Genomic DNA, 13,389 nt, shown 5'->3' on the forward strand with positions numbered 1-13,389 from the left:
ATCAGTCCTCCAGAGCCGGTATGACGATGATGGTGGCGGCGGCGGGGTCGGCCTCGGCCACCAGACCACCGAGCGCGGATGCCGTGGCGGCATTCCCGCTCACCGTGTGGGTCGCGGTGGCGGCGACGGCGCGGCCAGCCAGGCTGGACAGCGCCATCTGGCTGAAAACGCCTTCTTCGCCGATCAGCGAGGCGGCCGGCGCGGCAGCCAAATTGGTGGGCAATGACTGCGCGAGCATTCGGATGTTCGGCGCGGCTTCGGTCCAGCCCTGCGGTACCGACATGCTTCCGACCAGGGCTGACTTACCCATCGACCCGCTGACCTGAGCTTCGCTGACGGCGGAGCTGAGCATGGGCCGCACGGCGGCGCCCCTCGTCAACGGCTCCAATTGACCTGAGATGAATTTCGGCCCGGCCAGATAGGCCTGGGCGGCCTGACCGTTTTGTGCCCATGCGTACGTCTGTCCGAAGGAGAGGAATGGACCGCCGGGGATGGTGCTCCACGACTGGGGTGAGAAGACACCGGTGATAGCGCCCCAGATGGTGTTCCAGTTGCTCACCGCCGGCGGCACGGTCAATCCTGTCGACGGGGTCGCCGCCGCGGCCGCGGGTGTCGATGCGGCCTGGGTGAGTTGTAGGGCCGTATTGGTGCCCGAGGTAGAGCTCGACTGAACCAGTGCGGCCGTCTGCATCCCCGTCCCGGAGTCGTTCGTGGTCTGCGGCGGCTCGGCGAACGGCTGCAACCGTGACGCCGTCGCCGACGACCCGGCATAGCCGTACATCGCGGCGGCGTCCTGCGCCCACATCTCCATGTACTGGGCTTCGGTGGCCGCGATCGCCGGCGTGTTCTGTCCCAAGATGTTGGTCGCGATCAACGTCGCAAGCAGGGAGCGGTTGGCCGCGATGACAGGCGGCGGCACCGTCGCCGCGAAGGCCGCCTCGTACGCGCCCGCAGCAAGTTTGGCCTGGATGCCCGCCTGCTCTGCCTGGGCCCCCGTCGCGCTCATCCATTGCACATACGGTGCGGCGGCGGCGGCCATCGCGATCGAGGAGGGGCCGGTCCACGGTCCGACGGTGAGGCTCTGGATCGTCGAGCCATACTGCGCCGCCGTGGAGAACAGCTCCGCGGCTAACTCGTCCCAGGCGGCGGCGGCGGCCAACATCGGCCCCGATCCCGCACCAACGTACATTCGACCGGAGTTGATCTCCGGTGGTAACGCCCCGAAGTCCAACATTTTTACCTCCGCTCCCTCATTTGGCCGCTATGGTAGGCCCGGTTTCGCGGCCCTCGCCGCAAACGCGCCGCAGCTCTAATGAAATACATCGAATCCGCGCTGTATGACACGTGTTTAACGACAACATGTTCGTAACTCTCTCGGCTAAAATTCTCTCGGGTTCTCGTCCGGTCGTGATTCGCCACAAGGGCTCGATGTTGCGGATATTATCGGCAAAAATCATGCGCGGCACGTACCCTACCGGTAATCGCGCTGTAAAAAAGAAATGTCACAGCGTGGAGCGCCAGTGTGAGAACATCGAAGTGATGTAGCTAACATGTGTAGTGGAGTAATCCCATTATAAATGGTATGAAATCACTATTTAGCGAATGCTGACAGCACTGCCTGGGATATCCAGATTTCGGTAAATACCGCGCCGGAGTGACACCATCGCAATCGCGCTTCCGTTATCCGATACTACTGTAACCGACTCTATAGTGACTTACTTCATCCTTTCATTCTGTACATCCAGAAACTAAATTGTGTGTAACGTGAAAGTGCATCAGTAATTCGGGCTGCGCGCCGAATTTGGGAGTCGTTAGAAATACGAGCTGAAATTATCCTAGAACGGCATCCGGCAGCGAATTATGGATACCATGAAATGGTCGCTGGCATTAGGGATTGTAGGCCTACAGGATTCGTGCGGCGCCAAAAGTCCCCTGCGGCAAGCGCATCGCCGGTGCCGGGCTAGGGCTCGGCCGCGCAGGAGGCGACCTGGGCGCGGATCGACGCGCGATGTCCAACGGCAGCGCCGAATTGGCAGGCAATGGTCATATGCAGCTCCCCTACATTTCACCCAACATAAACACGTAGAACTGCTACGACGCTTATTGAGATCTGAAGGTTTGCTGTGAGGGCGAGAGGGGCGAGAGGGCGAGGTCAGCCGCCTCCGCCGCCTCCGCCGCCGCCGGCCGGTCCGGGGTAGGTGCCGGCGCCACGGGGGTCGTTGCCGCCGCTGTCGGTAGAGAGACGCTCCGGGCAGTAGGCCATGGCGGCCGCTTTGGCGAACTGGGCGGCCTTAGTCATGGTGAATGCCGGGTTGAGATCGCGGATGTCGCGGATGATGTCGAGTTCCGAGGTCCCGGAGTTGGCCAGGTCGCAGACCTTTTGGCCGGCTTTGATGGCGTGCCCCGGGTCGTGATAGGTGATGCCCGCGTTGTTGAGCGCGGCGAGGAAGGCGTCGTCAGCCGGATCGGCGTGTGCCGGTGCGGCGAGGCCGATCAGGGTGACGACGCTTGCCAGAAACGATAGGGCCTTCATATGTCGTTAACCGGCGGCGGGCGGACGTCCGATGACGCGGGGCCGGAACCCGTAGATCGGGTCGGCGAACTCATCCTCGTGCGCACCCGGAATACCGGCCAGCGGCACCCCGGGCATCCCCACTGCCCCGGCTTCTTCCATCACCATCGGGGTGGCGGCGCCGAAGCTGTGGTACGCCCCGGCTCCGACCTGAGTCGTGGCCGCAACCGTGCTGACGGTTGCTCCGCTGCCGGCCCAGGTCGGCGGGACCGACAGCGCCCCAACCAGACTCGCCTGTCCTACCGCCGCGGTGGCGGCGGCGCCCGGCAGGCTTGTCGTCGAGGACACAGCAGCCGCGCCACCAAGGCCGGCGGCCAGATCCTCCAGGCCCGAGGTGGTCGCGCCTTGTACGGCGCTGTTCGCGGCCGCGGTGGCGGCGGGATCGATGATCGTGGTCGGGTTCAGAATGCCGTTGGTGGTGAAGGCGTTCGACAGGCCGGACACGCTGTTGTTGTTGAGGAACGCACCCAGCAGATTCGGGTTTGAGTTGCTGAAGATGTTCAGCAGACCGGAAAGTCCCGTGGTGTCCGAGCCCGAGCCGGGCGTGAAGATGCTGTCCCCCGCGCCGGCGGCCAGCGGGGCGGCGAGGGCATTGGCGTTGTTCACCGCGTCGGCCTGCACGACCGTGGCATCCGGGGTGGTATCGGACTGCGGGTCGCTGAACGGCGTCATCTCAGTGGCGGCCCGCGAGGCGGTGGTGTAGCTGGTCATCGCGGCGGCATCCTGCGCCCACATTTCGCCGTACTGGGCCTCGGTGGTCGCGATCGCCCCGCTGTTTTGGCCAATGATGTTGGTAGCCACCAGGTTCGCCAGCAGCGTGCGGTTGGCGGTCACCAGTGGCGGAGGTACGGTTGCCGCGAACGCGGCCTCGTATGCGGCAGCGGCGGCGTTGGCCTGCGCGCCGGCCTGCTCGGCCTGCGCGGCAGTAGTATTCATCCACTCCAGATACGGCTGCAGCGCGGCCGCCATCTTCGCCGACGCCGGCCCCAGCCAGCCCTCGCTGATCAGCGACTTGATCACCGCTTCGTAATTGCTTGCTGCCGAACGCATCTCAGCAGCGATCGCGTTCCATGCCGCCGCGGCGGCCAGCATCGACCCGGACCCAGGTCCGGCGTACATCTTGGCCGAGTTGACTTCCGGCGGTAACGCCCCAAAGTTCAGCATGACATCTCCTCCTGAAGTCTCTTATCCGGCGGCTGGCGGACGCGGCATGACGACGGGCCGAAACCCGTACCTGGGAATGGCGCGACGCAACCTCTTGCCGGTGCCCCCCAGCGGCCCGGCAACACCGCCCGGCCCTCCCGCGGCCGGCGTCCCGGCGGATCCGATGTCACTGAGGCCGGTGACCGGCGCCGGCCCCTGCGCGGCACTGATCGTCGCGGCGTTGCTCCAACTGGGCGGCACCGACATCGAACCGATCAGATGTGCGTTACCGACTCCCGCCGACGCGCCACCCATGCTCACCGACCCCACCGAGTTGGCGGTCAGGCTGGTGGTGGCGGCCTCCGCCCCGGCGCTGAAGTCGTCCAAACCGCCCAGCGTCGTGGCCGTCGTCTGCAGGAAGTTGAAGCCCTCGACCGTTCCAATGATGGATTGCGGGTTGAACGGGCCGCCGGCGAGCGAACCGTTCAGGATCGAGTTGGCGAAGAAGTTACTGCTCAAGAACTGGCCAGCGGCGGTGTTGTTCGTGTTGCCGAAGAATTGGGTGAGGTAATCGTAGAGCGATCCCGGCGCCTGCGGAGCGGCCAGGGCGTTGACGTCATTGGTAGACAAGGGATTACCCGACAACAGCGACTGCGCATTCCCGGTCGCTGAGTTCAACGCCTGAGAGACCGCCTCGTTTTGCCCGGTTGCCGCGTCAGGAGTGGTGTTCGTCTGCGGCGAGGTGAACGGTGTCATCTGCGCCGCGGCGTTCGAGGCGGTAGCGTAGCCGTTCATCGCCCCGGCGTCTTGGGCCCACATCTCCATGTACTGGGCTTCGGTGGCCGCGATCGCCGGGGTGTTCTGCCCGAAGATGTTGGAGGCCACCAGGTTCGCCAGCAAAGTACGGTTGGCCGCAACGACCGGCGGGGGTACCGTCGCGGCGTACGCGGCCTCGAAAGCGGTGGCGGCCGCGTTAGCCTGCATACCCGTCTGCTCGGCCTGGGTGGCAGTGGCGTTGAGCCACGCCAGATACTGCGCGGCCGCGGCCAACATCGACGCCGACGACGGACCGATCCAGCCCGCGCTACTCAGTTCCCGTATCACTGACTCGTAATCGGTTGCTGCGGAACGCATTTCAGCGGCCAGTGCATTCCATGCGGCGGCAGCACCAAGCAACGGCCCCGACCCGGGGCCAGAATACATTCTGGCCGAATTGACTTCCGGCGGTAACGCCGCAAAATCCAGCATGGTTCCCCCTCGGCGCTTAACAGGTGGCCGTTACGGTGGCTGCCTTGGTAGCCGCACACGAACCGGCAGTGGTCTGCACGTTGTCAGAGGTCATCGGAGTTCTCCTCAGGAATAAGGGTGAGCCGGAGGCGCGACCCTTGCCAGGACGTACACCGATTGCGCAACGTGGGTAGGCGACTCGGTGCAAGCCGACAGGCAAGCGCGAGGCCTTGGTCGGCTCGAACGAAACGTCGTCGATCGAGAATCAGGACTATCACCGGGATTAATTTCGTTCTCACCTCCTTGCGGCCTGGGCACACCGAGATGCCTTTATTCTGCACGAAGGGATGGGGACACAGGCGCGTTCGCCAGATCCGGCACCCCTCTCATCAGAGCTTCGGCACCACACTGCGTATCCGGCCAAAGCCAGAAGCCACTTGGGCTCAACCCTTAAGCCGGGAAGAGCTGTCCTGACCCTGGGCGTCTTTCGACGTTTGAGGTCAGTGGCCTATATCCGTAATGGAAGCCTCACCTAACGAGGTGCTTGCACAGGCCATCGTGGCATTCGAGACAGAGTGAGTCAAGCTTGCTGCGAGGCGTTCGCAACAATTCACTGCATCGCCATGCCGAATCCATTCGGCGGCCCCGCCGACGTGTTACGGCAGGTAGTGAAAGGTGATTTTCAGCTCGACTTCTTCTCGGCGACTGCCGCGCTGAGGCCCTCGAGCAGATCATCACCGGTGAGTTCCTTGAACCGCAGCAGCTGAAGCTCGCTGAATTCGGTGGTGTCGCTGGCCAGTACCGCGTCGAGGTCTTCGTCGTCGAGGCGAAAGCTCCGGTGGTCGCGGGCCTTTTCCACCACGTTTCGCACGAAGCCGGCATTACCGAGTGTGTCGATACCGCGGATCAGGTCCCCGTCTTCGGAGTAGCTCTCGTCGGCGTAGAACTTGGCGTACGACGGCCGCAGGGCCTCGGCTGCTTCCTCGGTGATGACGTCTTCGTTCTCCTGGCCCATCAGGCGGGTCAACGCGACCAGCTCGTCCGGCGTGTAACTGAAGAACTCGATTACGGTCGAAAAGCGCCGCCGCAGACCCTGGTTCACGTCGAGCATCTTGTCCATTGCCTTGGCGTAGCCGGCGCCGAAGACCACCAGATCGTCGCGATGGTTCTCCATGTACAGCAGCAGGGTGTTGATGATCGCGTTGCCGTACGGGTCGCCCTGTTGGTAGCCCTTCTCGTGCAGAGTGTGCATCTCGTCGAAGAAGACCGCTCCGCCCAGGGCCTCCTCGAGCATCTCCTCGGTGTTCTTCTCCGCGTCGGCCATGTAGCGGCCCAGCAGCTTGGTGCGGCTGGTTTCCACCACCACGGGCTTGCGCAGCACCGTCAACCCGCACAGTTGCTTGCTGAAGGCACGAGCGACCGAGGTCTTTCCCGTTCCGGGCGGGCCCAGCAACAAGGTGTGGCGCGAGGTGACCGGCACCGGAAGACCCATCTTCGCGCGGGCCAGGTTCACCTTGGTCGTGGACTTGATGAGTTTGATTTCGCGCTTGGCTCGCTCCATGCCCAGCATGGCGTTGAGCTCCTCGTCGCCCTCTTCCAGGTACTTGGCCGCCGTCTCGGCTTGCTTGGCCGCCTCGGTCTGCGCGCGCGTCGGTGCGCTGTCCGGATCCCACGGGTCGGTGCGTGCCTCGATCGTTTCCGGATCGGTCAGCACCAACTGGTAGTTGGGGTTGTCGAGGGCTTCGCGGGCGGGGCCGAACTTGGGGTCGCGGGAGTACACCCGGCGCAGCACCTCGACGGCTTCTTCTTCGCGTCCGAGGTGCCGCAGGCACATGCCCTGGGTGTACAGCGCGACGTTGGCCGCTCCGGGTACCCGATCCGCCTCGATGGCGTCTTGGCTGCGCCGCACCGCCTCCTCGAAGACGCCGAGCGACGCCAGCGCCGTGGTGGCCATCGCCGCGCCGGCCGCCTTCAATTCGGGGTTACGCCAGATCTTTCCCTCGGGGAACTGCGCGAGGACATCCGGCCATCGGCCGGCACGGAAGTAAAGGATTCCCCGCACGTAGGCGATCAGCTCTTCGTCGATGGGTTGGCGGGGCTCGACGCGGTCGAGCAGTTCGGCGGCTTCCTCGTAGCGCTTTGCCTCCGCGAGCACCGCGGCGTACGCGCACGCGAGCGACTCGACGCTGAGCACCGCCAGCCGCAGAAACAGCCCGTCGGAGACGTCCGGATGAAACTGCATTTCCGAGACGCCGAGCCGACGGGTCTCCCAGCCGAACGTGCCTACCGCCGCCCAGGCTCCGGCGATCACTTCGATGCTCTGGTCACCGGCCAACAGCCGTGCCAGCCAGGCGTCGCACATCGCCGGGTCGAGCGTGGTGGCCGTGGTGAACATCCGCAGCGCCACTTGCGGGTTGTGGCTGGGCTGGAGACCGTTGACGGAGATTCCCGACGCCAACAGGCCGGCAACCATTGCGTTGCGGGCGTCCTCCGCCGTCGCTTGCGGGCGGCTCATTGACCTGCGAGCAAGCGCTCAGCGTCCTCCCGCACCTGGCCCACCTGAAGCACTAAGTCGTCGTCGGGGAGCAGTCCCCGGGTGGGCACGACCAGCAGTGGGCGAGTCGTCGGAGCAGGCAGGCTAGCGCGCACTGCGGCCAGCTGGCGACCGGTGAGCCGGTTGAGTCCTGACGACACTCCCCTGGGCAATCGGCTGTCGCTGTGGTAGCGCACCCAACCGGAGACCTCGGGGTGGCCGTCGTCGGCGGTGAGCTGAATGGTCACCACGGTCGCCTCGGCGTCGGGCAGCCACAGCTCCTCCAGCGTCTCGGTGGTGATGTCCGACGGCGTCAACCAGAAGCTGGTCGCGAACCCGTTGAAGTGCTTCAGGTAACGCCAGCCGGGGCGGCTCCAGGTCGGCTCCAGGTCCGCCAGCACGGCGCTGTCGACCTCGGCGATCTCCTCGGAGGTCAGCGGCCGGGGCGTGCAACCAGGCGCGTCCAGATCCTGGACCAGCCGCTCGGTGGCCGCGACCAGTGTGGAAGCCAGCGAATCGCGGGCCGCGACCGCAGCGACGTTGGACTGCGGATTCATCCGCAGCACCAGCCAGGTACGGCGCACGTACGAGGCGGGCTGATCGCTGACCAGTCCCCACTCCTCGGGGCCCAACTTGTCGAGCTTGGACAACTCGGCGGCGTTACCGCCGCGGCGCATCTGCACCGACACGATGTCGATGCCGTCCAGGATGACGTCGAACTGGCGCAGCCCCGCGGCAACCGATCGCACCAGCAGGCTGGCCGGCGGTGCGCTCTTCTGGCGGTGGTGGCGCGATGTCGCGTCGTCGTCGCCGTCCAGCGCGATCACCGTGACCAGTCGGCCGTCGTACTCGCGCACCCCGACCTTGTCGCGCCCGTACCGGCGTTGGTAGTCAAGCGCCGGCGTGCAACCGGCGGCCAGCGTGGTGCCCGGATCGGCGGACCAGTCCCAGAGCCAACCGGCCAGGCCGGAGGTCACCGTCAGGCCGTGATGGGTGACCAGCGACAGCAACGCGATGATCACCGACAGGCCGACACCCACCCACCAGGCGATGTGGTACTTGCCCTGCCACGACTCGGGGCAGTGGCTGGCGATCAACAGGATTCCGACGACGACCAAGAACACGACCGTGACCCGCGCCCACGACAAAGACAACCCAAACCTGCGCTGAGCCTTCATTGCTGTTACTGCTCCGCCCTTATTGTTGCTGCCTACGACGCTTCATCAACGTCGCGATACCGAATACGGCGCCGCCGATCAGCAGTGCGCCGGTCAATCCCCCGGCCGCCACCCACACCGGCAGCATGTCGCGATGCGGAGGCGCCTTCGGCACGTTCAACGGTATCGACAGTTGCTGCGGCGGCTTGAGCGGGCCATCGGGAATGTCCCAGGTCAGTGCCGCCACCGGGTCGACGACACCGTAACCGAGCTGGTTGTCGACGCCGCGGGCCGGTGCACGCGCGGAGCGCTCCAACCGGTTGATCACCTGATACGCCGACAACTGCGGGTACTTGGCGCGCACGAGTGCGGCCACGCCGGAGACGATCGCGGCCGAGAAGCTGGTGCCGCTGGGGACCAGCAGCGAGTTGTCCGGTCCGTCGATCGCGTTGATCAGGCCGTCGTCGCGCGGTGAGAGCCCGATGACGTCGCTTCCGGGCGCCGCGATCCCCACCCACGGTCCAGCCACGCTCGACGGGCCCTGCCCATTGCTGCCCTGGGTCTGTGGGTGGCCCTCGGAATCCACCGCGCCGACGGTCAAGACGTAGTCGCTGAACCAGGAGGGTGTCACCACGGTGGTGACGGCGTTCCAGTCGCGGGGGTCTTTGGGCTTCAGCGGATCGAAGATCGGGTTCTGTTTGCAGTCCTTCTTGCTGGTGTCGCCGGCGGCGGCGACGATGACGGCGTTGCGGTCGACCGCGGCGTAGCGAACAGCCGCTCCCAGCGCCCGCTGGTCGATGATGTTGCGCGCACTCATGCAGGTCACGTCGGAGATGTTGATCACCGAGGCCCCCATGTTGGCGGCGTGCACGATGGCCCGTGCCATTGTCTCGACGCCGGAGATCTTCGCCGAGGTCTGCGGGTCCTCGTCGCCGGTGTAGGCGTCCTTGAGGCCGAAAGCCTGGCTGGACTGGCGGATCGCGATGATGTCGACATCGGGGGCGATGCCGCTATAGGCATCGGGACCCGCGGACCCGGGCGGTGGTGGCGGCGGCGGCGGCGGTGCGGGCGTCGGCGTGGGCGCCAGCGGGTGCGGATTGCCGACATGAATCGTCTGCCCGCCACCGGTGTATGCCGGGATCGTCACCGTGCCGCCGCCGTGGTTGGCGGCACCCGGAGCCGCCGGCGCGGGTGGCGGCCCCGGCGGTGCTCCCTGCGGAGCCTGCGACGGTGAGGCCGGCGCCTGTGCCGGTGCCGGCGCCGGCGCGGCGGGCGGGGGCTCCGACGGCGGTGGCTGCGGCATCCACGGTGGCGGCGGCGGGCCCTCGGAGGGCGGCGTGGCCGGAACCATGGTCACGGTCTGCGGTAACGGAGACAGGGTCACCGTCTGTGGCGGTGGCGCTTTCGGCGGCGCCTCGGTGGTCGGAATCGTCACCGGCTTGCGCGGTCCCGCCACCGGCGGCGGTGCCGCGCCGTTTGCCTGTGCCGCGCCGATCATCGACGCCACGATGGTGCCGTGGGCGTCGCAGTCGGACAGCCCGTCACCGCCCATGATGTAGTCCCCGCCGGGGATCAGGTGCGGGAACCTGGGGTGCGGGGTCACGCCGGTGTCGATGACGGCGACCTTGATGCCGGCGCCGCGGCCGAACTGCCATGCCTCCTGCATGTTCAGCATGTCCATGTACTTGGGCTGCAGCTTGAAATCGGTGCCGGGCAGTACCCCGACCTCGGTGCAGTACGAGTTCTGCTTCATCGGCGCCGGCGGGCCCGGCGGACCGTCCGGCGGCACCGCCGCCGGGTCGATCGTCGGCGGGTTTATCGCATACGCGGGCGGTAACCCGGCTAGTGAACCCGATGTGAGCAGGAGTGCGGCGATCGCCGCACGGGATGCGCGCCTACGCCACACCTTGCCGTTACCGGTACCGGATTGCTGCATAGACATTCATCAACCACAACGCCAGCGGGAAGATCGGCATCAGGCAGACGTATTCGATCCATTCCACGAACTTGCGGAACAGGGGGCTGTAGATGCTGTTCGGCACGACCGCCGCGGACACCAGTCCCGCCGCGGGCAGCAGCACCAGGATCCCCACGCAGACAGAGACCGACAGCGGTGACTGCAGTTCCAGGGCGTACCGCACCACGACCGTCGCGACGATCATCACCGACGTGCCGGCCAGGGTGATCGCCTGCAGGCGATCCACGTAGGAGCGGCCGCGCAGCATCAGGAAGCCAGCACTGAAGCCGGCCAGCAGCAGCGGCAGCCACCGCTCCCCGGTGTGCGGGTCCGCCAGCCCCGCCAGCGAGACCACCATCAGGACGCCGAAGCCGAGCAGCAGTCCGGACAGGAACGATCGGGCACGTTCGGCCTGCAGCAGCACGTCGCGCACCGACGCGGGTCCCTCGAGGACCGGCGGGCCGCCGCCGGTGCGGGTCACGGTGGTGGGCAGATCGGGCCTGGCTTCGAAGACCCAGCGGCTGGTGGCCGAGGGGAACACCGGCAACCGGATACCGGAGAGCCGTCGCGCCATGGCCGGCGCGCACTGGTAGCCGATCACGGAGACCAGCACGATGGTCGTCAGCATCGTCACGGCGCTGGTCATGGCGACCATTCGAGCCAGGGCGGCGATGGTCGTCAGCGAGCTGACGGTGATGATCGCGGTGTACAACCCCAGCCTGCGTCCGGTGAACCGGAGAGCCAGTATCGAGGCAATGGTGAGGACGCCGAAGCCCAGCACCGCGTGCGGAGATCCGACACCGCCCGGTGGTGCCCCGGCCGCGGCGATCGCCAGCGGCGCCAGGCTGCTTACCAACATGATGTCGGCAATGCGCCGATCGGCCTGCGTCTGGGCGCGCATCAGCAGCATCATCGAAACGCCCAGGACGACCGCAGCGATGACCGCGGCGTAAATCGTGGTCAGCCACGAGTTGTGGTGCCAGCGCCACCAGCCCAGCAGGGTCGCGGCGAGCAAAACGCCGCCGGACACCATCGCGGCGCCGACCTGCACGGCGACGACCGGGTCGATCGCGGCGAACCGCTTGCTCAGGTTCTGCGAGACGGCAGTCGAGATGTGCTCGATGACCTGCGAGCGCTTTTCGGTGTCGGGCACGAACCGGATCCACAACCGGTCGCCGTCGAGCACGTCCTGCTCGGACAGCGACTGGGTGGCGCGCAACGGCGAGCCGTCAACCAGGCACAGCGCCCACTTGCCGCGACCCGTCGCCTCCAGCGGAGTCTCGCCGAGCTCGCGCAGGCGGCTGTTGACCACCTTCAACAGCGGGTCGGTCATCACCGACACCGGGGCGTTGGCGTCCAACAGGACGCCAATCTGGACGCCCTCGCCGGCCATGATGCCGACTACGACTGCCCGTGGCTGTGAGATTCCCTCAATATCAGCCTGTGGCGCATCAGCTACCGCAGTCATCGGGCTGCACCCCCTGTCGTGGTGAACGTGTGGCTTGGGATCGCCAGTCGCGGGCAGGTTTCTGTCGACCTACTGACCGAGGTTTCGGAAAGTAGTAGTTCGACCTTTTCCAATTCCATTTACCCCGCCTCGCGATTCGTGAATCCGCTGACACTGACATTAGCTATTTGCTGCTTATTCATAGAGCAGTATGACGTGTTCGTGGCCTGGCCGCACCCTGAGTTCAAAAGCGTTACAAGCCTTAACATTTGATACTTCTTGTTACACCCGGCTGTGGGTCTTCCACTCGCCGTACGGAAGTGTGTCCAGCACGGTCTTGACCCCGACTTGCACCAGTTGCGGGGTCGCCGGACAGATGGCCAGCCAGGCCTCCCCCGAACCCGCGGTCCGGGCCTGTTGGTAAAGCGCGATACGGCCGCCCGAGCCGTCTTTTAGTGAAAGCACCGAGGCGCTGGGCCCCTTGGCGTCGTCACGGTATTGGCGCGCATACACAGCAACCTCGGCTGCCGGGTCTGAAAGCGCCTGGCCCAGCGCGGCGACGGTGGCGGCGCTGATGCCCATCCGGCGCAGGTCGCCGCCCGAGAACACGTTGAAGCCGGATTCTTGCCACGACTTGGTGGCTTCCAGCATGTCGTCTAGCGGCACGTTGACCGCGTTGATCGCGGCGGGCTCGGCGTGGTGGATCGACTCCAGGCCGTCCAGTACGAGGGCGGCGATCGACGCACTGTCCGCGACGGCGACGTCGTCGACGGTGATATCGGCGCCGACGCGAACCGCCGAAACCCAATGCTGGCCGCGCCGGGCGAGGACCACCCGGAACTCGTTGTCCGGGATGTCGCGTGAGCCCGGGGGCTGGTTTTCGTCATCGACGACGCCGTAGAGCAGCTTGCCCCGCGACAGCAGTGCGATGACCTCGAGATCTGGCGCGGCGAGTACCCGCATCCGCGCCGCGACTTCTTCGTTGACCTCGTCGCCGACGACAATGCCCTGCTCCCGCATCACCTTCATGCCGGGGTGATCGTTGAGCCAGTCACTGCTGTCGGTGGATACATAGGGCCGGCACCGCAGCTCCGGAGCGACGTGGCGGATGTCCAATAACGCCTGAAGCATCCAGAAGCCGTCCACGTTGACGGTGATGTCGGTGCGAGTGCTCTGTTGGTCCATTAGTACCCCGGATGGTCGTCGTGCACGGTAACCGCAGGACGCGGCAGCACACCGAACCGATGGTGTGCTGCCGCGCCTGAAGTTTCGGGTGTCAGGCCCAGCTGGACCCGACGGCGCTGTCGGTGCTGGCCATGTTGTTGCCCGCGGTCTGCACCTTCTGCCCGTGCT

General features: G+C 66.0%; 9 protein-coding genes, 1 pseudogene and 1 riboswitch. All 10 genes and pseudogenes read right to left on the minus strand.

What is annotated here, in order from left to right; genetic code table 11:
• Window position 1 precedes the first annotated feature (1 nt).
• The gene (locus ACAG21_RS17975; RefSeq protein WP_370497604.1) at window positions 2-1,234 is read right to left on the minus strand and encodes a PPE family protein; all 1,233 of its coding nucleotides are present in this window, start codon (window positions 1,232-1,234) and stop codon (window positions 2-4) included.
• 918 nt (window positions 1,235-2,152) lie between these two features.
• Complete coding sequence (locus ACAG21_RS17980; RefSeq protein ID WP_370497605.1) at window positions 2,153-2,533, minus strand: DUF732 domain-containing protein; 381 nt, start codon at window positions 2,531-2,533, stop codon at window positions 2,153-2,155.
• 6 nt (window positions 2,534-2,539) lie between these two features.
• Window positions 2,540-3,736 carry a PPE family protein gene (locus ACAG21_RS17985; RefSeq protein ID WP_370497606.1) on the minus strand — a complete coding sequence of 399 codons (1,197 nt, stop codon included), beginning with the start codon at window positions 3,734-3,736 and terminating at the stop codon, window positions 2,540-2,542.
• A gap of 21 nt (window positions 3,737-3,757) precedes the next feature.
• Entirely contained in the window at window positions 3,758-4,963 is a 1,206-nt protein-coding gene (locus ACAG21_RS17990) for a PPE family protein (protein WP_370497607.1), read from the minus strand.
• A gap of 353 nt (window positions 4,964-5,316) precedes the next feature.
• Window positions 5,317-5,489: riboswitch (M-box (ykoK) riboswitch) on the minus strand.
• Window positions 5,490-5,624: 135 nt separating this feature from the next.
• A complete protein-coding gene (gene eccA, locus ACAG21_RS17995; protein ID WP_370497608.1) occupies window positions 5,625-7,457 on the minus strand; it encodes a type VII secretion AAA-ATPase EccA in 1,833 nt (610 codons plus the stop codon).
• Complete coding sequence (eccE, locus tag ACAG21_RS18000; protein WP_370497609.1) at window positions 7,454-8,653, minus strand: type VII secretion protein EccE; 1,200 nt, start codon at window positions 8,651-8,653, stop codon at window positions 7,454-7,456. Before eccE ends, eccA begins: the two co-directional genes overlap by 4 nt.
• A gap of 19 nt (window positions 8,654-8,672) precedes the next feature.
• Entirely contained in the window at window positions 8,673-10,568 is a 1,896-nt protein-coding gene (locus ACAG21_RS18005; RefSeq protein WP_370497610.1) for a S8 family serine peptidase, read from the minus strand.
• Window positions 10,546-12,057: a type VII secretion integral membrane protein EccD gene (gene eccD / locus ACAG21_RS18010; protein ID WP_370497611.1), complete on the minus strand. Its 1,512-nt coding sequence runs from the start codon at window positions 12,055-12,057 to the stop codon at window positions 10,546-10,548. The genes ACAG21_RS18005 and eccD overlap by 23 nt, the downstream gene beginning before the upstream one ends.
• Window positions 12,058-12,318: 261 nt before the next feature.
• Window positions 12,319-13,221, minus strand: coding sequence for an ESX secretion-associated protein EspG (locus ACAG21_RS18015; protein WP_370497612.1), 903 nt, complete (start codon window positions 13,219-13,221; stop codon window positions 12,319-12,321).
• Window positions 13,222-13,312: 91 nt separating this feature from the next.
• Window positions 13,313-13,389, minus strand: a pseudogene (locus ACAG21_RS18020) (type VII secretion protein EsxI); the annotation flags it as partial.

This window comes from Mycobacterium sp. pR1184, assembly GCF_041287235.1.
Lineage (GTDB): Bacteria > Actinomycetota > Actinomycetes > Mycobacteriales > Mycobacteriaceae > Mycobacterium.